The following is an 18956-nucleotide window of genomic DNA, read 5'->3' as shown; positions in this document are numbered from 1 at the left end:
GCCTCACTGGCACGCTCCACGCGAAGGGATCCCATGCATCCACCCCTGCGCTACGGACTCATCGGCTGCGGAGGATTCGGCCGGTTTTGCTTGAAGGAGTACTCGCAGATGGAGGAAGTCGTCTGCGTCGCCGTGGCCGATGACCAGCCGGACCTGGCGGCGAAAACCGGGGAGGCCTTCCAACTGCACGCCTGCGCCACGCCCCAAGAACTGCTTGATCGCACCGACATCGACCTCATCCACCTCGCCACGCCGCCATTCACCCACGCGAGCCTTGCCACCGCCGCGCTGGAGGCGGGCTTTCACGTGCTCTGTGAAAAGCCACTGGCCACCACCATGGTCGACGCGGAGAAGCTCGTCCGGCTCGCGGCCGAGAGAGGACGCATTCTGGCGGTGAATCTGATCATGCGCTACAACCCACTCTGCCAAGCCGTGAAGGCATTGGTGGAGTCCCGCATCCTTGGCGATCCGCTGCACGCCCAGCTCGTCAATGCCGCCCAAGACGAGACTCTCGGTGCCGGCCACTGGTTCTGGGATCCGGAAAAGAGCGGCGGCATCTTCATCGAGCACGGCGTGCATTTCTTCGACCTCTTCGAATGGTGGTTCGGAGCAGGTGAAGTGCTGTCCGCCCAGCAAATGACCCGTCCCGGGACGGACATCATCGACCAGGTCCAATGCGCCGTGAAATACGGCGACACCACGCTGGCGAACTTTTACCACGGCTTCCACCAGATGCTTCGCCGCGACCAGCAGGCGTGGCTGATCCTCTTCGAGCAAGGCACCCTCCGCATGCGCGAGTGGGTGCCGACCCAGCTTGAACTCGATGCCACCTTGAGCGAGGCGGGGCTGGAGGCTTTGGTCGCCCTGCTTCCCGGCGCGAAGGTCGAGATTGTCGAGCGCTACGGCGAGTCCGAGCGACAGGCCACAAGTCGCCATCGCTCGCGCACCGTCGATGTGCGCATCAATCTCGTCGATCAGCCCGGCTTGGCGAAGCACGACCTCTACGGGCAGATGCTCCGCGATTTGCTGCGCGACCAGATCGAAGCGATCCGGGATGCGACCCATCGGCGTACGGTCAGCGAGGCGAATGGGCTCTCCTCCCTCGCCTACGCCACCGCGGCGCAGGCCTTGGCGGATCGCCGGTAGCCCGCCATCTCAAGAGTCCTTCAGGCATTCCATGAAGGTCCGCGAGGATAATGAGCGCGCTTTCAGCCGCGTCTTCATGTGCTCGATCGCCGCCCGGTTCCCCGCCGCGCTTTCCGACGCCACGCAGTCATGAATAAAGATCAACTCGAAGGCGCGCATGTAGGCGTCATTCGCCGTATAGAGCACGCAGATGTCACCGGCGAAGCCCGTGAGCACGATCGTGCGGACCTTCAGGAAGCCCAGCAGCACTTCCAGCGAGGTGGAGTAGAAGCCGGAGTGAAGGGGCTTCAGCACGAAGTAGTCGTCCTTCTCCGGCGGCAGCAAGCTCGCCATCGGATGCCCGGGACAATCGGCCGCCATGCAGCGCTCGATCTGTTCTTGGAAAGTCGACTGCCACCGGCCGAAGTTGTCGTTCACGTAAATGACCGGCAGGCCCGCGTCCTTGGCAGCATGCTTCAGCCCGGCCAGCCGCCGCGCCGCCGGGATGGCGTGGCGAAGCAGTTGCTTACTGTCGGGGAACTCGAAGTCGTTGATAACGTCGATCAGCAGCAAGGCGGAGTGAGGTGGCAGCCGCGACATGTTAGCGGTCTTTGACGAGGATCTGGAAGAAGAGCAGCAGCGCTCCAGCCGCGGCCAAGAGGAACAGCACCATCGCGAAGCCGGGGTAACCGAAGAGCCGGAAGGTGGTATCCACCCGCGCGAGCATCGAGCTGCCGACGATCAAGGCCGCCAGGATCAAGCCCATGGTGATGCGGTTGGCCACCTTCTGCAGACCTTGGATCAAGGACTTCTCATCGATCGAATCGACTTTCACCTTCAGCTTGTTGTCAGCCACCAGATCGAAGATCCGGTTCAGCCGCAAAGGTAGCTGCCCCACGAATTGCTTCGTTTCGGTCAGCATTCCCATCAGGTTGGCGGAGGTCAGCGTTTCCCGGATGCGCGCCTGGCTGATGCCCGTCAGATTCCGGCGAATCGACTGCTGGGGATCGAAGCTGGGACTGAGCACGGCACCCACGCGGTCGAGATTCAGCAGCGCTTTCCCGATCATGTTCATCTCCTGCGGAATTCGCAGGCCCGCTTCAGCGGAGGCGCGGGTCACTTGCAGGACGATCATCCCCATGTTGATGTCGCCCAGGCTCCGCGACTTCGCCGTGCCTACGATTTCTTCCACCGCGTTCGTGAAGCCCGCCCGATCAATCGACTCTTCCCGGGCCGAAGCGATGCCCATGGCGGCCTCCGCCGTCTGCACGCCATTGCCTTCGCTGATGCCGGCCAGCAGATGCACCAGTTGATCGCGCATGCGTTGCTGGATCCGGCTGGTCATGCCCAGGTCGAGAATCGCGATCCGGCGATCATGGGTCAGCAGCAAGTTGCCCGGATGGGGATCGGCGTGGAAGAAGCCATCGACCAGGATTTGCTTCAGGTAGGCATCGAAGAGTTCCTCCGCGAGCACGCCACCGTCCAAGTCGGTCATCACCGCGCCCGACAGCGAAGTGATCTTCGTGCCGGGCAGGTAGTCCATCGTCAGGACCCGGCCGGTCGAGTAATCCGCCACTACTCCCGGCACAACCAGCCGCGTGAAGCCCGCGAGATTGCGTTGCAGCTCTGCCAAGTTGGCGGCTTCGCGCAGGTAGTCGAGCTCGTGGAGAAGGCTGCCGCGGAAATGCTCCACCAGCCGCGCCAGCTCGTACTTCCTCCCGAAGTCGGTATGCGCGTCAAGGAATCCGGCAACTTCTCCCAAGCTATCGAGATCCGCCGCGATCTCTTTCCGGATGTCCGGGCGCTGGACTTTCACCGCCACGCGCCTGCCGCCGCGCAAAACCGCGACGTGCACCTGACCCAAGGACGCCGCCGCCAAGGGCTTGTCATCGAACTCATCGAAGGCCTTGGAAATCCTCACCCCGAGTTCCTCCTCGACGACCGCCCGGATCTGCTCCGTCGGCACCGGCTCCACCTGATCCTGCAAGCGCCCGAGTGCCTCGAGAAACGGGGGCGGCAACAGGTCCGCCCGCGTTGAAAGCAATTGCCCGATTTTCACGAAGGCCGGACCTAGGCGCTCGAGATCCGCCGCGAGCTGGGTCGCATCCTCGGCTGCCGCCGGGGCGTCGCCGTCGAATGCCTCGGAGAACCTCGCCTCGGCCGCGAGACCGCGACCTCCATACTTCATGAAAAGCCACGCAACATCCTTGTATCGTCTCAGGTTCGCCGGCGCGATCTTCATACCTAACAATTCGCAATTCGCATGCCACACCCTTATGGGCGGACCACCCTGCAAGTTGCAAAAGGCTTGATCCGGAAACGGCGTCCCTTGGAGAGGCTCTTCGATTTGCATTCTGCAAGCGCTCCACGCCCGGACCCTGCCGATTGCAAGCCGAAGTATTACCCGCAGGACGGCCCGGGGGATCGAGACCCAGTAGCCGTTGCGGAACCCGTGGATGCGGCATGCCGCCTGCGATGGAGCCTCCACGCCACCGAAACCACCACCATGGACCACAACCTGCAACGCTACCTCAATGACCACCTCGCCGGCTCGGCCGGTGCGATCCGATTGATCGACGAACTCGCCACCCGCCAGGATGATCCCGCTGAAACCGCCTTCTTCGAGTCTCTCAAAGCAGAGGTGGAAGGGGATCAAGAGCGGCTCCGCCACCTGCTGGCCAGCGCGGGCTTGGAGGAAAGCGCCGCCTTGCAAGCGACCGGAAAGCTCACCGCCAGCGCGAGCAAGTTGAAGCTGCTGTGGGAAGGCCTCAAGCCCGGCGAACTCGGCATGTTCGAGGCGCTCGAAATGCTGACGCTGGGCATCCAAGGCAAACGCCTGCTGTGGGTCATGTTGATGGAGATCGCACCGGCCTATCCTGAATGGGACGAAATCGACTTCGCCGAGCTGGAACTCGAAGCCATCCGTCAACGTGACGCGATGGAAGAGCGGCGGATCCTCCACGGCCGCGAGTCCTTGATCGATTCGGAGCGACGCACTGCCACAACCTCGGTCGCCCGATAAAAGCCAAATGCGAGATCCTGCAGGAGAAGACTACGCCGGTTGCCATCGATACGTCGCGGTACCGCGCTCGACACGGCCCAAACAGTAGCGCCCCAACAACACCGGAACCGGCCGTCGCGTCGATGGTGAACTCTCATCCACGTAGAGGCTGATATCGTCCGTGATCTCACCTTCACTCGCACACAGCTCGTCCAACATCGGGCGCGTCAAAACGCGACCGTCCTCCGGACCATCCTCCAGTCGAATGCGGCTGATGAATTTCATAGGGCTGAGAGAGAATGAACGTTTGGCGGTGAAGGGAAACCCGCGGCCGGCCTGGGTTTGGCATTCCGGCCACGGGCTCTTGCTACCATGATGCACACTACTCCTGGAAAGGGGCGAACGCATGCTAAGCGTTGCCCCACTGATCCTCCTTCCGGCTGTAAAAGCAAACCACAGCACGGTCGGGAAATTACGAGCGTCGCCGCAACTCTGACATCACCCACACCGCTTCGTAATTTCCGCACCTAGTATCACTTGCGGCACACCAACTCCGGCGTATGTTCTCCTCAACAGCGCTAGCTGGGTGCCCGTAGCTTTGGGAGGAGTTGCGGGCACCTCCTTTTTCCAGGTGCGTATCGTGAAATGGTATGCCCGCGGCTGAAACCCAAGTAAGCCGCGGGCAGTTCACTGCCTCACTTGGCACTGACCGAGGCATTCAGCGCCACCGCCAAGGCGGCCTCGCCGCTCGTCAGATCCTCCCACGACAATTCCACTCCGTTGCGATGCCCCTTCTCGGTGAGCTTCAGGCCGTTTGGGTCGATCCGGAGCACGTAGGGCTTCTTCGAGATCTGGATCTCCCGCTTCAGTTCCTTCTCAAGCTTCGTCGGCATCCCGCCAATCTCGCTGGGGCAGAATCCCCTGTCGAACGAAAGCTGCCTAGGCCGACCCCGGTATCATCTGGCGGTGCCGTGCCAGGTCTCACGATCACGGATGATCGCGCTCGCGGCGGCCAACAGTGCGGCGAGATTGAAGGTCTGCTGCATCGAATCTGCAGATCGCTTCAAGGCATTGACGATACGGTCCTCGGCTTCCTGCGGGAACTGCGTCTTGAGCTGCTTTACAAGCGACTCCTCCACCCACCTTGGAAGCTGATTGGGAGAGTTCGTTGGAATATCCTGAGGCATTGTCGGGGAAGAGGATGGGAGCCGGTAGTGGCCACTTCAATCACCCCCCCCGGCATGGGGAGGGGCTCACGAAACTTGAATTAAAGCATACGCCTCCGCGCTCAAAATTCTCCCGTAACCTGGCGTACGTGATCCGCTTAGTCCGAAGCGATGAGTCGCCCGAAAGTCTCTCGAGTCCATAGCCGCGGCAGAGAAGCCTTCAGACCTCTTCCAGCCCCTCAAGGAGCTTGTCCAGCTTCACCGGATAGTCCCTCACCCGCACGCCGGTGGCGTTGTAGACTGCGTTCGCAACCGCGGCGGCCACGCCGCAGATCCCGAGCTCTCCCACCCCCTTCGCCTTCATCGGCGATGAAATGGGATCGGTTTCATCAAGGAACACCACCTCTTGCTGGGGGATGTCCGCATGCACCGGCACCTCGTATCCGGCGAGGTCGTGATTCACAAAGAACCCAAGCCGCGTATCCACCGCTAGTTCTTCCATCAGGGCGGCACCCACGCCCATGGTCATCGCGCCGATCACCTGGCTGCGTGCCGTCTTGGGATTGAGGATGCGACCCGCTGCACAGACGGCGAGCATCCGGCGCACCCGCGTCTCGCCGGTAAAGGCATCCACAGCGACCTCTACAAAGTGCGCGGCGAAGGTCGATTGCTGGTACTTCTTGTCGAGGTCTCCATACTCGATCCCGTCTTCCGCGACCAAGCCCTCCTCGCCAGCGGCCTTGGCGAGCGCCACGCTCTTGCCGCCTTGTCGCACCTCGCCGTCTGCGAACTCCAGATCGTCTCCATCGAAGCCGGCCTTCTTCGCGATCAGCTCGCGCAACTTCACGCACGCCGCATACACGCCGGAGGTCGAGTTATTGCCGCCCCACTGGCCCCCGGAACCGCAGGATACCGGAAAACTCGAATCGCCCAGCTTCACCACCACCTTTTCCAACGGCACGCCTAACATCTCTGCCGCGGTCTGGGCGATGATGGTGTAGCTGCCGGTGCCGATGTCGGTCATGTCGGTCTCCACCGTGACCACGCCCTTGTCATCGAGGCGCACCCGCGCTGCGGAGGGCATGAGAAGACTGTTGCGAAACGCCGCAGCCACGCCGTAGCCGATTAACCAATTCCCTTCGCGCGTCTGGCCAGGCTTGGCCTTGCGTTTCTCCCAACCGAACCGCTCCGCGCCGTCGCGGAGGCACCGGACGAGTTGACGTTGGGAAAAGGGCGGATGTTCCGGCGGTTTGGCTTCCCCTTCTTTCTTTGGCGGGGCGTCGGCAGATGCCGGCGGGGCGGGCTTGTCCGGCACCACCTGGGTGTCGTTGAGAATGCGGAACTCGATCGGATCCATGCCGACCTTTTCTGCCGTCTCGTCGATCGCGATCTCCAGAGCGGCCAGGCCTGGGGCTTCGCCCGGTGCCCGCATCGCATTCGCTTCCGGCAGATCCAGCACGGCCAGCCGATGAGAGGTGAGCCGGTGATCCCCGGCATAGAGCGCTCTCGTTTGCATCGCTGCCGCCTCGGGCCCGCCGCCGGGCTGGTCGCCCGACCAAACTTCATGCCCTATTGCAGTGATCTTGCCGTCCCGTGCGGTCCCGATGCGGATGCGCTGGATGGTGGCACTGCGGTGGGTCGTGTTGTTCGGCATCATCGCACGCGGCAAGGTCACCTTCACCGGTCGCTTGGCCGCCCGCGCTCCCAGCGCTGCCAGCAGTGCATCCGCCCGCAGGAACAACTTCCCGCCAAAGCCGCCGCCAATGTAGGGCGACATCACCCGCACGTTTTCCTTCGGGATACCGAGCGTTTCGGCCATGTCCGCCACGTTCCACGCGATCATCTGATTGGAGGTCCACAACGTGAGCCGGTCGCCCTCCCACGCCGCGATCGTCGCGTGCGGTTCCATCATCGAGTGAGACTCATGCGCCGTGGTGTAGGTCGCATCGTGCTGCACGGGTGCCGCGGCGAAAGCACCGGCGAAATCGCCGACCTTGCTAGCCGCAGCCTCGCCATTGACTTCGCTGGCCATCGGCGCTCCATCCTTCACCGCCGCCAGATCAAACGATCCTTTTTCCTTCGCGTAATCCACGCGCACCAGATTCGCCGCCGCCCGGGCTTGCTCGAACGACTCTGCCACCACCAATGCGATCGCCTGGTGGTAGTGCCGGATCTCCGGCCCGCCCAGCAGCGGCGCAGTATTGCGCTTCGCCTTCTTGAGCTTGCCAGCCGTCTCCGCAGTCACCACCGCGATTACTCCGGGAGCGGCCTTCGCCGCGGCCAAGTCGATGGAAACGATGCTGCCCTTGGCAATCGCCGAGCCCACGACCCAGCCATAGGCCTGGTTCGCGACCACGTCGTGGCGCTCATAGGCATAGGGGGCGGTACCGGATACCTTGAGCGGTCCGTCTATGCGGTCCACCGGTTTGCCGACGATCTTTCCCTGGTCGATCGGATTCTCCTTGGCGGGTGTGTCGAATTTCATGGCTCAGGCTCCTTTCGCTTCTGCCAGCACCGCCGCCAGCGTGCGCTCGATGAGTTTCAGTTTGAATTTGTTTTCGGCAGTGGGCTTCGCGCCTTCCAGCAAGCGCGCCGCAACCGCCTTCGCACCCTCCGGCAAGAGCGCCTCGGCTGCCTCCACACGCCACGGCTTGGCTGCCACACCGCCCAGGGCCACGCGGCCGCTGCCATCACGCTGGATCACCGCCGCCACCGAAATCAGAGCGAAGGCATACGAGGCGCGGTCGCGCACCTTCCGGTAAAGGTGGATGCCACCCAGCGACTTCGGCAAGGTCACCGCCGTGATCAGTTCGCCCGGTGCCAGCACCGTCTCGATCTGCGGCTCATCACCTGGCAGTCGGTGAAACTCCGCGATCGGGATGGCGCGCGTCTTGCCATCGGCTCGAATCGTTTCGACCGTGGCGTCGAGCACCCTCAACGCCACCGCCATGTCGCTGGGATGGGTCGCGATGCAGGCGTCGCTCACGCCGAGGATCGCGAGTTGCCGGCTGACCCCGCCGATCGCCGCGCATCCGCTACCCGGCTGGCGTTTGTTGCAGGCCTGGTTCGTGTCGTAGAAATAGGGACAGCGCGTCCGCTGCAGGAGATTGCCCGCGGTGGTCGCCATGTTGCGGAGCTGCCCGGAGGCCCCTGCTAACAACGCCCGCGACAGCACGCCGTAGTCACGGCGCACCCGTGGGTCCGCGGCGAGGTCGGTATTGCGCACCAGCGCGCCGATGCGCAGCCCGCCGTCGTCGGTGGTCTCGATGGTGTCGAGCTTCAGGCCGTTCACATCGATCAGATGGGGCGGCGTTTCGATCTCAAGCTTCATCAGGTCGAGCAGGTTGGTCCCCCCCGCCACGAAGCGGGCACCGGGATGCTTGGCTGCTGCGGCCGCTGCCTCCGCCGGCGTGCTGGCGCGTTCGAAAGTGAAAGGTTTCATGATCGGGCGTTCGCAACCTCGGTGATCGCTTCGGCGATGTTCGAATAAGCTCCACAACGGCAGAGATTGCCGCTCATGCGCTCTTTTAATTCGGCGATATTGAACTCTGGTGCCGCCGTCAGGTCGGCGGTCACGTGGCTGGGAATGCCGTCCTTGATCTCATCCAGCATCGCCACGGCGGAACAAATCTGGCCTGGCGTGCAGTAGCCGCATTGAAAGCCGTCGCATTTTACGAAGGCACGCTGCAGCGGGTGCAGTTTCTCCGGCGTGCCCAAGCCCTCGATCGTCGTGACTTCATCGCCCTGATGCATCACCGCCAGGGTCAGGCAGGAATTGATCCGCCGTCCGCCCACCAGCACGGTGCATGCGCCGCACTGTCCCTGGTCGCAGCCTTTTTTGGTGCCGGTCAGGTGCAGGTGCTCGCGCAAGGCATCCAGCAAGGTAGTGCGGGTGTCCACCTCTAGTTCCACGGCCTTTCCGTTCACGGTCAGGGAAACCTTCGCCATCACCGGCTGTGGTCGCGGCTCATGCGGACTTTTCGTCGGCGTTTGCGCGGCGACCTGCCAGGACAAGCCGCCCGCAGCCACTCCGGCAGTGCCGGCGATCATGAACTTCCGCCGGGTGAAGTCACCGCGCGAAGCTCCGGCCTCTTCGGATTCATTCATGTCCGCGACATCTCGCAGAAAAAGTGCCAGCGCTCGAATCGCCTAACCCTTACGTGAAGCCGTTGGTGTCTTCGCAAACGCCCGCGAGGCATCACGGCAAATTGCAAGCGTCTCGCGCAATCGGCACACAGCCAAATCCTGCCCGTCGGATGAGCTCGGCCCAAAACTGCGTCAAGAACCGCGATCCGGCCGCTGCTTCCTCCCGGAACACGAATTGCGGTGAAAATTCAAATACCTGACCACCCACCACCATGAAACCATTGCCATCCTTGCTCGTCGTGACCGATCGCGGTCGATTGCTCGCCTATCTCACCGACGAAGCCGGCCGGCCTCGCCTGCTCTCCACCACCGAGTTCAAGGAGGGCAACAAGAAGATCTCCGAACTGGTGACCGACCAAGCGGGTGCCTTTCCGAACACGGGCAGCGTCGGCACAAGCTCAGCCGAGCGCATGCCGCTGGTGGCGGAAATGGAAGTCCGCTGCTTCCGCAAGATCGCCGAGGAAGTCGACAAACTGCTGAAGAGGGAGGGCGTCACGACTTGGGGCCTCTGTGCTCCGTCGGAGATCCACGGTGCGCTCCTCGACTTCGTCTCCCGTGACGCGCTGGAACGGCTGGGCTCTCAGGTGCGGCGCGATCTGGTGAACTCCTCGCCGCAAGACGTGAAGGAAGCGTTTGAGAACGCGACAGGCTGATCAAGGAGGCGGGCACGATGGATTGGCACGGCATCCGCGAAAGCGGGTTAGCCATGAAGTCACATTACCGCTTATTGCCACCGTCCGTCCGCCTGCTGACCACCGCCATGATGGTGGGAGCGTCGATCGCTCAGACCGAGGAACTCGTGCCCGATTCCGAGAGCGCCGCGCGAAAGCTCGAACGCGAAACCGAAATCATCGAACCATCTCCCGGCGCGGCAGCAGCCCGCCCCGTGGGCAAACCCGATGCCCAGATGCAGGCCGTGCTCGATGAGCTCGCCGCGCTGGGAGGGAAGCCCCTTGTTTCCCTGAAACCCGAAGACGCCCGCGAACAACCGACGCCGGCCAACGCAGTCAGGAAAGTGATGGGAAAGCAGGACAAGAAGGGGCCGGAAGAGGTCGCCAAGGTCGACGACATCGACCTCGAACTCACCGGCCACGATGTGAAAGGACGCATCTACAAGCCGGAAGGCGACGGCCCGCATCCCGTCATCCTCTACATCCACGGCGGCGGTTGGGTGATCGCCGATCTGGACACCTACGACGCCACTCCTCGCGCCCTATGCAATGCCACCAACGCGCTGGTGATTTCCACCCACTATCGCCAAGCACCCGAGCACAAGTTCCCGGCGGCGCATGAGGACGTCTTCGGCGCCTACCAGTGGGCGATGAAGAACGCTGGGCGCTGGGGCGGCGACGCCTCACGCATTGCCGTCGTTGGAGAAAGCGCGGGTGGCAACATGGCCGTCGCGCTTTCCATGATGGCTCAGGACAAGGGCATGCAGATGCCGGTGCACCAAGTCCTCGTCTATCCGGTGGCGGACACCTCGATGTCCTCCGAATCCTACCGGCAGCATGCCGACGCCAAGCCGCTGAATGCCGCGCTGATGAAGTGGTTCTTCGACCACACCCTATCGAAGCAGGAAGATTGGAAGAACCACCAGATCAACCTGCTGGCCGCGGAGAGTCTGAAAGGTCTGCCATCCACCACGGTGATCACTGCAGACATCGACCCGCTGCGATCAGAAGGAGAAGCCTTGGCCAACAAGCTTGAAAAGGACGGCGTCCCGGTGGAGCGCCGTAACTTCGAAGGCGTCACCCATGAATTCTTCGGCATGGGCGCGGTCGTGGACAAGGCAGGCGAAGCCATGGGATTCGCTGCGGAGAATTTGAAGGAAGCGTTTGCCGGCAAGCAACCCGGCGTCGCCGCTCCCAAGCCCGCTGCCGAGGCACCCCCGGTGGATTAAGGCAACAAACCTGCCTCTCTTCCCGGGGTCACTGTCGTGGCCTCGGGAATGCCTTTGTGGCAGACTCGTCCGGATTCGAATCCTCCACCACATGCACCGGCGACGGACCATCAGCGGTCTCCTCAATGTGGCAGTGGACACCTTTCCTCCTCAACTCCGCAACCTCGTTCGCGGCCTCTTCGTGAGCGACGAGATTGCGATCATCCGTGGCGGGCTTGGCCTTCATGCTCACCTTCCTAGCAGGCGGCATTCCGGCTTTGCCATTTTTCCCCGCACATTCCGTTTGCGCCATCGAGCTTCAGTGCGAATGTCTTTCCAGAGCCGGACGATTCCGAGTCCTACATGATCGAACTTCTCACGACTTCGATCAGGACAAAGTTTTTCGCCCGGCTCACTTCTTTGCTCACGGAGAGCCTTCGGTCGCGCCATTCCTCCCGCTTTCATCGATCCAGGCGGCGACCCGCGCGATCCGAGGACCATAGACCGGATGGCGGACGAGTTCCGCGAGCGGCTGCTCCAGGCGATCGCTCCACGTTCCACGACCGTAGCTGCCCGGCAGATTGAATCGCAGTGGCACGCCGAGGAGATCGCTCGCCATCAAGACCGCCAGACGCCCCCGCGTCTCTAACAGGCCCTTCTGCAGTTTCCCGAGCAACTCGTCATCCAACGCCGCGGGCCACGGGCCGTTCCATCCCGCGAATTCAAGCAATGCCCCGACATCCTCCGCCGTGCGGCTGTCCGGCTCTGCCTGGGCCTGCACATAGAGGGATGCCAGCGGCGCGTTGTCGTGATTGGCGTAAGTCACCAGGCTCAGCTCGCGGAATTGCGATGGCGGGATGATCGCACCATCGGGATTCCTCAGCAGTTGGGGAAACGAGAGATTGGCGAGCTGGAGATCCTCGAGCGTGCGGTGCATGTAGTCCGGCATTTCCCCCATGATCTCGGCGACCAAGTCCATCTCGCCGGCAGCCTCGATCAAGTGACCGATGATTTCCCGTCCCTGGAGTTCGTTCATGCCGGCGGCAGCAGGCTCGTCGTCCGGTCCCGGCACGAAGCGTGGCAGCAAGCCCCCGGTGCGTTCCGCGGCCTGTTGCTCGGTGAGCGCGGAGAATTCGACATGACGTGCGCCGCCAGGCCAAGGGAACATGTAGGCGCGGAAGTAGCCACGCAGGTGATCGAGCCGGCAGGCGTGGAAGAACTCCCTTTGCCATGCAATACGACCGCGCAGCCACGCGAAGCCGCTTGAGCGATGGTTCTCCCATCGGTAGGCGGGAAGTCCCCAGTTCTGGCCCCACTGGCGGGCATCCTGCGTGGTGTCGAAGTGAGCAAGCGGGCGGGTGCCGAGGCTCCAGTCGGTGTCGAAGAGCGACGGGTTTGCCCAGACGTCGGCGCTGTTGAGGCCCACGCCGAAGGACATCTCGGCCATAATCCTCACGCCTTTGATTTCTGCGTGAGCGCGCACCGCCTTCCATTGCCGCCATGCGATCCATTGGATGAAGGCGAAGCCCGCGCGCAGGGACTCCAAGCTTTCCCGCGCAGGGTGCTGGAGCAACCACGCTGCCGCACTTTCGTAGCTGCGGTGCTCCGGCCGCCAATCCGCCCACTCCGTGTTTCCTTCATACTCGCGGACCAGCAGGCGGAACAGCGTGTAGCCATCGAGCCAGCTTGCCTGCCTCTGGCGAAACTCCGCGAACTCCGCCTGAGACTCCGGTGATTCCAGCTCCCGGAATTGAAAGTACGCATCCAGCAGGATGTGGGTTTTGAGCGCGTGCACCGCCTGCTGGCGGACATTCCCGCTGCGGAGCTGCAGCAGCCAGGACTCCGGCGCGGCCTGCTCCAGCATCGCGTGCGTCAAGCCCGGCACCTCATTGGGCGCGAGCGTGAGCAGCGCCGGCGAGAGTGCCCGTGAGCTGATCGGATTGTAAGGACTATGGTCGCCGAAGGTTTCGTGAACCGGCAGCAACTGCAGCACGGAGAAGCCGTGCGCGGCGGCAAAGTCGATCGCTTCCACCACCGCCGCGGTGTCGCCGATGCCGAGGTCGTGGCTGCGCCGCAGTGCGTAAACCGGAACCAGCAGCCCGGCTCTTGGTTTATCCAATACCGTGGTATTCATGCTTGGAGTTACTCGGAAGCGTTCATGCCTGGCGGACCCAAACCGTCACCTCCGACCCCGAGTCGCCGGGCACGCGCTCGCGGTGAAAGGTCCAGCTCATGAGGGGCACCGTCGCCGGCAGTTGCTGCATGGGCTGCACCATCACTTGGCCGGGCAGGACATAGGCGTGGATCTCGGCGTCTTCAGGCCAGTCCGGCACGTCCTGCGGCTCGACCCAATCTCCCGGTTCGCATTCCGAAGGCTGGGAACAATGTTTCGGTGGTTGATCGATCGCATTCATGATGAAGAGGAGTGGGTGGGGAAGATTCCGGCACAGTCGCGCGCGACGCCCGGACAGCAATAGCGGAAGACGTGCCGCCGCTTTGCCTGCCCTCCCCCCGGCCCGCCACGCATTCCCCGGGACGGGAACCTTCACCGGCATGCAGAAGTCGGCAGGGATGATTGCATTTTGCTTCCACAAGAAGCCATCCCGCCGCCTCCTTTCCTCATCACACCGGGGAAAAGTCCCGGGCATGCGATTTGCAAAATGGCGGGCACCTTATGCCTGAATCAACTATCGACCTCGGGGTGCTCGCCGGCTCCGACGTGGAATTCCGAGCTGAAACCATCTACTTTTTGGTGCTCGATCGTTTCGCCGAGGGAAATCCCGGCAAGGACCGCGAAGACGATGAAATGTTCGACGCCTCTCGCCAGGATTGGCACAAGTACTGGGGCGGGGATCTCCAGGGACTGATGGACAGGCTCGACTACCTGCACTCCTTCGGAATCTCGTCCGTCTGGACCACTCCGCTCTTCGACCAAGTCGAGGCGATGGCCCTCGGCGACGTGCCCCGGGCTCCTATCCACGGATACTGGACGCGCGACTTCAAGCGCATCAACCCGCGCTGGATGAATCATCCCAACGAAAAGCGCCTCTTCACCCGCGACGACACCACCTTCGACAAGCTGCTGAAGAACCTGCACGCACGCGATATGAAGTTCGTGCTCGATATCGTTTGCAATCACAGCTCCCCCGCCACCGAGCGCGGCAAGGGAAAGCTCTACGACGATGGCAAGCTCATCGCCGACTTCGACAACGATCAGGCCCACTGGTACCACCACTATGGCGAGGTCACCGACTGGAGCGATGACTGGCAGGTGCAGAACTGCGAACTCGCCGGGCTAGCCACGTTCAACGAAAACAACATCCTCTACCGCAACCACATCAAGGAAGCGATTAAGCTCTGGATTGGCAAGGGAATCGACGCGATCCGCATCGATACCGTGAAGCACATGCCCTTGTGGTTCTGGCAGGAATTCACCTCCGACATCAGCGTGGCCAATCCAAACGTGTTCCGCTTCGGCGAATGGATTTACAACAGCCCCGATAACGCAACCTCGGTCGAGTTCGCCAACAAAGCCGGCATGTCGCTCCTCGACTTCGGCTTCTGCCAGGCCGTCCGCGAGTGCTTCACGGGTGCCGGGGACGGCTTCACCTGCGTCCAGAGGATCTTCGATCTCGACGGTCACTACGCCGGAGCCACCGAGTTGGTGACGTTCTTCGAGAATCACGACATGCCCCGCCTGCAATCGCTCGGGGTATCCGACCGGCTGCTGGAACTCGCGCTCGTCCTGCTCCTCACCACCCGCGGCATTCCCTGCCTCTACTATGGCTGCGAGCAGTATCTTCACGATGACACCGATGGCGGGGACGACCCCTACAACCGCCCGATGATGAATGCGTGGGAGCCGACGGAAGCGACCCGCATCATCGGCATTCTTGCCGGGGAGCGCCGGAATAACCAAGCCGTGCAACTCGGTAACAACTGGCCGAAATGGGTGGATGCCGACTCCTACGTTTTCACGCGCTGCTACCGGGATTCGCGTTGCCTGGTGATGTTGAATAAAGGTCCGGCGCGCCAGCTTGACTTGGAGGGGCTGGAGCTGCCCGACGGCGACCACACCTGCCTGCTTTCCGGCGAGACACTCCATTTGCAAGACGGCCGCGCAACCGTGGAGCTTCCCGAGCAATCCGCGCGGGTCTTCGCCATCCGCGGAAATCCAGTGGAAGCGAAGGCTGTGATCCGACTCCAGATCAATGGTGCTCCGACGAAACCCGGCGATCGGCTCGCCGTGATCGGCGATTGCGAGGAATTGGGGCAATGGGATCTCCGAGGAGCCTATCACCTCGACTGCATTAATTCGAACACGTGGTTCGGCGAGATCCCCTTCGAGGCCTCAGCAGGCTCTGCAATCGGCTACAAATACGTGATCTTCCCCGGGGGCGAGATTGAAACCCCGCAGCGCGAGAACCGCGTGGTGCGCCGCCGGCTGGTGACACCGGAAGGCGCGGCCAAGTGGCGCGACCGCTGGGAGGAATAAGAGCCGACCATGACCCGGGAATGACCAGCACCTTGAGAGGGCACGGGTTCTGCAAGACTGCAAACCGATGAGCAAAAACGTCAGCTTCGATTTTCGCGACAAGTCAGCGGTGATCACCGGTGGAGGCTCGGGAATTGGCAAGGCCGCCGCGGCCTTGTTCGCCCAAGCGGGAGCGCGAGTCGCGATCATTGGTCGAGACCTCAGTGATCTGGAGAAAGCGGCTGAGGAGATGTCCTTCGGCGCCGAGCACAAGGTCTACTGTGTGGCCGCCGACGTAAGCGATGCCACCGAAATGGCGGACGCCATCCAAGCTATCGGGGGGAAATTCGGCGGCATCGACATCGTGGTGGCCAATGCTGGCATCAACGGCGTGTGGGCGCCGCTCGAGGAGCTGGAAGTCGATGAGTGGAACACCACCATCGGCATCAATCTCCGCGGCACCTTCCTCACCGTGAAGCTCGCCCTGCCCTTCCTGAAACGCCGCGGCGGCTCCGTGATCGTGATCTCCTCCATCAATGGCACCCGCGTCTTCAGCAACTCCGGGGCCACGGCCTACTCGTGCTCGAAGGCCGCGCAGGTGGCCTTCTGCAAAATGACCGCCCTCGAACTCGCCAAGGACAAGATCCGCGTCAACGCGGTGTGTCCCGGTGCGATCGAGACCAACATCGACGACAGCACCGAGCGACGCGGCCTACAAGACTTGCATCTCCCGGTGGAATTCCCGGATGGCGATGTGCCACTGACGGGCGGCGGACCGGGCCGGCCGGAACAAGTCGCCCAGTTGATTGCCTTCCTTGCCTCCGACGCGTCAGCCCACATCACCGGCACCGAAATTTACATCGAGGGAGCCCAATCCCTTCTTCAGGGATAAGGCACCGCGACTTCAAGTGTCCATCGTCGCAGCGCAACTCCCCGCCACGATGCCGAGCCCGAAGGCAAGGCCGACGGAGAGGACAGGATGCTCCTTCACAAAGCGGGTCATCGATTGGCAAACAGGAGGCACGCTAGGATCGCGGCCTTCCCTCACGCTGGCAATTCGGGCGGAAGTATCCGCGCGTGCAGCAGCTTCTCCGGGCGATTCGCGCTCCACCGAGCCCGCCTGATCGAACAGGGGCGGCACGGGTGCTTGAGATGGATTCGAAGGAAAGGGATCGTTCATGCTAACACCCCCCTCGCAGCAAAGGTGCCAAGCGCCATAAACGAACCCTGGTCATCCCATTGCTCGCCGGAAGCCATCTGGATCACGTGGGAGGCGATGCAGTTTGAGTCCAACCCCTGCAAATCGCGCGGTAGGATGACGATCTCACCGGTCAAATCGGAACGCCTTGGCCCACGGGTGCACCTTCCCCACCAAGTCGTCGCAGATGATCTCCGCCGCGATCACGGAGAAGACGATGCCGTTTCCGCCGAACCCCAGCGCGAAGTAGCACAAGGGATGATCCCGGCAGCTCCCGATATACGCCAAGCCATCGCGGGTCTCCGCAAAGGTGCCGGCCCACGAGAAGGCCGGTTCCCACTCCAGCGCTGGCATCATCCTGCGGAAACGCCGCTCCAAGCGGCTCGCCTTCGCCTTAATCATCGCGTCGCGGGCTGCCGGCGTGCGGAATGGGACGTCGTCCCCGCCCACCAAAATCCTCCCGTCGCTGACCTCGCGGCAGTAGAGATACGGTCGCGAACTCTCCCAGATCATGGCGCCGCGCCACCATCCGGCGCCCGCTGCCAAAGGTTCGCTGGCGATCGCAAAGCTGCTGTTGAGATCCACCCGCCCCCGCAGGTCGATGAATTTCCCGGCCTCGTAGCCCGCCGCGACCACCAATCGCTTGGCCCGCACCACCGGCCCGCGGTCGGTGCGCAGGGTGACCCCGCTGCGGGTGACCTCCACCGAACTGACGGCGGTGCGGTCGTAAACGCCGCTGCCACGCTTCACCACCTCCTCCAGAAGCCCATGCGCCAGCAGGTAGGGATCGACCTGCGCCCCGCGGGTGGAGTGCAGGGCACAAGACCGGTCCACGGCCAGTCGATCCAGCAGATCCGCCCGGTGCCAGATCTCCACGGGAATCCCGGCACGCTCGCGAGCCGCCGCCTCCGCCTCCAACACCTTGGCGTCACGCGGGCGCGAGGCGAGATAGATGCTGTCCCGGCTCACGAAGCCAGAGTCATCGAGCCCCAGCCGCTTCACCCGCTCCTCCAGCAGGGAGACGCTCTCGTAGCACGCGAGGTAGGCGGTGCGGGCGAGTTCTTCGCCATACTGCTCCTCAAGCTCGATCAGGTGGCGATCGATCTCATACTGAAGCAGCGCCGTGCTCGCGCTGGTGCTCCCCGTCGCCACGTCCCGGCGATCGAGCACGATCACCTTGTGCCCCGCGCTGGTCAGCTTTTCCGCCATCAGCGCCCCCGTGATCCCCGCGCCGATCACCGCCACATCGCAGCGTTCGTCCCTTTCCAAAGGAGGGTAGAGTTCCGGCAGGCCATTTTTGAGAAGCCAGAAGGGCTGCGAGGAAACCAGATCCATGCGCCAGCATCCGCCAGAAGCGGCGGATTTCCAACAAGACCAAGGGATTCGCGCTTACTCCTAGCGCGCGGTAGGGCTCAGTATCTCGTCATTTCAGGCGTAAAGGCATCCCATCCGCAGGACTAACATCCTTCGTCGGACACCCGGTAGTGGTGTCGATCGATTCAAACGAAAGGCCCTGTAAAAAAGGAAGAAAATGCGATGGCCGGATCTTCAATGCAGTGCTATCCAGCATTTCCGAATGCGATTTTTAGTCTTTCTCGTCTCCTTTGTTGTCATAGGAGCCTGCAAGCGGCCCCAGCCCCCGCCCTCAGCCTCCGAAATCACAGCCGCCGATCGGGAAATTAGGGACGCGGCATACGAATATGCACAAGCTGAGATTGCCTTGGGCGAAGCAACTGCCGCTGGCGAAGTCGCGGTTCGCACCGAAACTCTGCGTGAGCAAAAAGACAAGCTGGAGAAAGTGAAGGCCCGCCACGCCGCAATTTTTCCGGCCGCCGCCGCCGATGCGCTCGCCGAAGAGTCTATCGAAATGATGAGAGGCACAATGAAAGAGGAAGAGCGGCGTGCAAATGAATTCTTAAGGAGCCTTGAGAAGCGATAAATCTTTTGAGGCTTCCCTCGAAGCTGCG

19 protein-coding genes are annotated in these 18956 nt (G+C 62.6%); 7 read left to right on the top strand and 12 right to left on the bottom strand.

What is annotated here, in order from left to right; translation table 11 throughout:
• The first annotated feature begins 33 nt into the window (after positions 1 to 33).
• Positions 34 to 1146 carry a Gfo/Idh/MocA family protein gene (locus OKA05_RS21600; RefSeq protein ID WP_264489273.1) on the top strand — a complete coding sequence of 371 codons (1113 nt, stop codon included), beginning with the start codon at positions 34 to 36 and terminating at the stop codon, positions 1144 to 1146.
• Positions 1147 to 1155: 9 nt separating this feature from the next.
• Here OKA05_RS21600 and OKA05_RS21595 read toward each other — a convergent pair whose 3' ends face one another.
• Together OKA05_RS21595 and OKA05_RS21590 are read right to left on the bottom strand one after the other, a co-directional pair.
• On the bottom strand, positions 1156 to 1725 hold the full coding sequence (locus OKA05_RS21595) for a cysteine hydrolase family protein (protein ID WP_264489272.1): 570 nt from the start codon (positions 1723 to 1725) through the stop codon (positions 1156 to 1158).
• Position 1726: 1 nt separating this feature from the next.
• Positions 1727 to 3367, bottom strand: coding sequence for an ABC1 kinase family protein (locus OKA05_RS21590; RefSeq protein WP_264489271.1), 1641 nt, complete (start codon positions 3365 to 3367; stop codon positions 1727 to 1729).
• A gap of 210 nt (positions 3368 to 3577) precedes the next feature.
• Here OKA05_RS21590 and OKA05_RS21585 point away from each other — a divergent pair, with 210 nt between their 5' ends.
• The gene (locus OKA05_RS21585) at positions 3578 to 4147 is read left to right on the top strand and encodes a hypothetical protein (RefSeq protein WP_264489270.1); all 570 of its coding nucleotides are present in this window, start codon (positions 3578 to 3580) and stop codon (positions 4145 to 4147) included.
• Between the two features lie 674 nt (positions 4148 to 4821).
• Here OKA05_RS21585 and OKA05_RS21580 read toward each other — a convergent pair.
• From OKA05_RS21580 to paoA, 5 genes are all read right to left on the bottom strand, one after another.
• A complete protein-coding gene (locus OKA05_RS21580) occupies positions 4822 to 5019 on the bottom strand; it encodes a hypothetical protein (RefSeq protein WP_264489269.1) in 198 nt (65 codons plus the stop codon).
• 63 nt (positions 5020 to 5082) lie between these two features.
• The gene (locus OKA05_RS21575; RefSeq protein WP_264489268.1) at positions 5083 to 5313 is read right to left on the bottom strand and encodes a hypothetical protein; all 231 of its coding nucleotides are present in this window, start codon (positions 5311 to 5313) and stop codon (positions 5083 to 5085) included.
• A 199-nt stretch (positions 5314 to 5512) separates the two neighbouring features.
• Entirely contained in the window at positions 5513 to 7777 is a 2265-nt protein-coding gene (gene paoC / locus OKA05_RS21570) for an aldehyde oxidoreductase molybdenum-binding subunit PaoC (protein WP_264489267.1), read from the bottom strand.
• Positions 7778 to 7780: 3 nt separating this feature from the next.
• Positions 7781 to 8734, bottom strand: a complete 954-nt coding sequence (locus OKA05_RS21565) for an FAD binding domain-containing protein (RefSeq protein ID WP_264489266.1) — start codon at positions 8732 to 8734, stop codon at positions 7781 to 7783.
• Positions 8731 to 9399: an aldehyde dehydrogenase iron-sulfur subunit PaoA gene (paoA, locus tag OKA05_RS21560; RefSeq protein WP_264489265.1), complete on the bottom strand. Its 669-nt coding sequence runs from the start codon at positions 9397 to 9399 to the stop codon at positions 8731 to 8733. The genes OKA05_RS21565 and paoA overlap by 4 nt, the downstream gene beginning before the upstream one ends.
• A 251-nt stretch (positions 9400 to 9650) precedes the next feature.
• On the opposite strand from paoA, the gene OKA05_RS21555 reads away from it, so the two are divergent.
• The gene (locus OKA05_RS21555; protein WP_264489264.1) at positions 9651 to 10091 is read left to right on the top strand and encodes a host attachment protein; all 441 of its coding nucleotides are present in this window, start codon (positions 9651 to 9653) and stop codon (positions 10089 to 10091) included.
• 53 nt (positions 10092 to 10144) lie between these two features.
• Entirely contained in the window at positions 10145 to 11338 is a 1194-nt protein-coding gene (locus OKA05_RS21550; RefSeq protein WP_264489263.1) for an alpha/beta hydrolase, read from the top strand.
• Between the two features lie 28 nt (positions 11339 to 11366).
• Here OKA05_RS21550 and OKA05_RS21545 read toward each other — a convergent pair whose 3' ends face one another.
• The 3 genes from OKA05_RS21545 to OKA05_RS21535 all read right to left on the bottom strand — a co-directional run bounded on the left by OKA05_RS21545 (position 11367) and on the right by OKA05_RS21535 (position 13731).
• Positions 11367 to 11564, bottom strand: coding sequence for a hypothetical protein (locus tag OKA05_RS21545; protein ID WP_264489262.1), 198 nt, complete (start codon positions 11562 to 11564; stop codon positions 11367 to 11369).
• Positions 11565 to 11741: 177 nt separating this feature from the next.
• On the bottom strand, positions 11742 to 13451 hold the full coding sequence (locus OKA05_RS21540) for a 4-alpha-glucanotransferase (RefSeq protein WP_264489261.1): 1710 nt from the start codon (positions 13449 to 13451) through the stop codon (positions 11742 to 11744).
• Between the two features lie 22 nt (positions 13452 to 13473).
• Positions 13474 to 13731 carry a hypothetical protein gene (locus OKA05_RS21535; RefSeq protein ID WP_264489260.1) on the bottom strand — a complete coding sequence of 86 codons (258 nt, stop codon included), beginning with the start codon at positions 13729 to 13731 and terminating at the stop codon, positions 13474 to 13476.
• A 260-nt stretch (positions 13732 to 13991) separates the two neighbouring features.
• Between OKA05_RS21535 and OKA05_RS21530 the strand changes: the two genes are divergently transcribed.
• Positions 13992 to 15812: an alpha-amylase family glycosyl hydrolase gene (locus OKA05_RS21530; RefSeq protein WP_264489259.1), complete on the top strand. Its 1821-nt coding sequence runs from the start codon at positions 13992 to 13994 to the stop codon at positions 15810 to 15812.
• Between the two features lie 67 nt (positions 15813 to 15879).
• A complete protein-coding gene (locus OKA05_RS21525) occupies positions 15880 to 16683 on the top strand; it encodes an SDR family oxidoreductase (RefSeq protein ID WP_264489258.1) in 804 nt (267 codons plus the stop codon).
• A gap of 12 nt (positions 16684 to 16695) precedes the next feature.
• On the opposite strand, the gene OKA05_RS21520 is transcribed toward OKA05_RS21525, so the two are convergent.
• Together OKA05_RS21520 and OKA05_RS21515 are read right to left on the bottom strand one after the other, a co-directional pair.
• Entirely contained in the window at positions 16696 to 16932 is a 237-nt protein-coding gene (locus tag OKA05_RS21520) for a hypothetical protein (RefSeq protein ID WP_264489257.1), read from the bottom strand.
• Between the two features lie 183 nt (positions 16933 to 17115).
• The gene (locus OKA05_RS21515; protein WP_264489256.1) at positions 17116 to 18324 is read right to left on the bottom strand and encodes an NAD(P)/FAD-dependent oxidoreductase; all 1209 of its coding nucleotides are present in this window, start codon (positions 18322 to 18324) and stop codon (positions 17116 to 17118) included.
• A 241-nt stretch (positions 18325 to 18565) separates the two neighbouring features.
• Between OKA05_RS21515 and OKA05_RS21510 the strand changes: the two genes are divergently transcribed.
• On the top strand, positions 18566 to 18928 hold the full coding sequence (locus tag OKA05_RS21510) for a hypothetical protein (RefSeq protein ID WP_264489255.1): 363 nt from the start codon (positions 18566 to 18568) through the stop codon (positions 18926 to 18928).
• The last annotated feature ends 28 nt before the right edge of the window (positions 18929 to 18956 follow it).

This window comes from Luteolibacter arcticus (assembly GCF_025950235.1).
Lineage (GTDB): Bacteria > Verrucomicrobiota > Verrucomicrobiia > Verrucomicrobiales > Akkermansiaceae > Haloferula > Haloferula arctica.
This window is presented reverse-complemented; position numbering and strand designations above follow the sequence as displayed.

Bases quoted from the DNA above. Each gene is read 5' to 3' on its own strand.
- OKA05_RS21555 (WP_264489264.1), top strand. From the start codon at position 9,651: ATGAAACCATTGCCATCCTTGCTCGTCGTGACCGATCGCGGTCGATTG.
- OKA05_RS21600 (WP_264489273.1), top strand. From the start codon at position 34: ATGCATCCACCCCTGCGCTACGGACTCATCGGCTGCGGAGGATTCGGC.
- OKA05_RS21545 (WP_264489262.1), bottom strand. From the start codon at position 11,564: ATGAAGGCCAAGCCCGCCACGGATGATCGCAATCTCGTCGCTCACGAA.
- OKA05_RS21565 (WP_264489266.1), bottom strand. From the start codon at position 8,734: ATGAAACCTTTCACTTTCGAACGCGCCAGCACGCCGGCGGAGGCAGCG.
- paoC (WP_264489267.1), bottom strand. From the start codon at position 7,777: ATGAAATTCGACACACCCGCCAAGGAGAATCCGATCGACCAGGGAAAG.
- OKA05_RS21540 (WP_264489261.1), bottom strand. From the start codon at position 13,451: ATGAATACCACGGTATTGGATAAACCAAGAGCCGGGCTGCTGGTTCCG.
- OKA05_RS21525 (WP_264489258.1), top strand. From the start codon at position 15,880: ATGAGCAAAAACGTCAGCTTCGATTTTCGCGACAAGTCAGCGGTGATC.
- OKA05_RS21530 (WP_264489259.1), top strand. From the start codon at position 13,992: ATGCCTGAATCAACTATCGACCTCGGGGTGCTCGCCGGCTCCGACGTG.
- OKA05_RS21515 (WP_264489256.1), bottom strand. From the start codon at position 18,324: ATGGATCTGGTTTCCTCGCAGCCCTTCTGGCTTCTCAAAAATGGCCTG.
- OKA05_RS21550 (WP_264489263.1), top strand. From the start codon at position 10,145: ATGAAGTCACATTACCGCTTATTGCCACCGTCCGTCCGCCTGCTGACC.
- OKA05_RS21575 (WP_264489268.1), bottom strand. From the start codon at position 5,313: ATGCCTCAGGATATTCCAACGAACTCTCCCAATCAGCTTCCAAGGTGG.
- OKA05_RS21535 (WP_264489260.1), bottom strand. From the start codon at position 13,731: ATGAATGCGATCGATCAACCACCGAAACATTGTTCCCAGCCTTCGGAA.
- OKA05_RS21580 (WP_264489269.1), bottom strand. From the start codon at position 5,019: ATGCCGACGAAGCTTGAGAAGGAACTGAAGCGGGAGATCCAGATCTCG.
- paoA (WP_264489265.1), bottom strand. From the start codon at position 9,399: ATGAATGAATCCGAAGAGGCCGGAGCTTCGCGCGGTGACTTCACCCGG.
- OKA05_RS21595 (WP_264489272.1), bottom strand. From the start codon at position 1,725: ATGTCGCGGCTGCCACCTCACTCCGCCTTGCTGCTGATCGACGTTATC.
- OKA05_RS21510 (WP_264489255.1), top strand. From the start codon at position 18,566: ATGCGATTTTTAGTCTTTCTCGTCTCCTTTGTTGTCATAGGAGCCTGC.
- OKA05_RS21590 (WP_264489271.1), bottom strand. From the start codon at position 3,367: ATGAAGATCGCGCCGGCGAACCTGAGACGATACAAGGATGTTGCGTGG.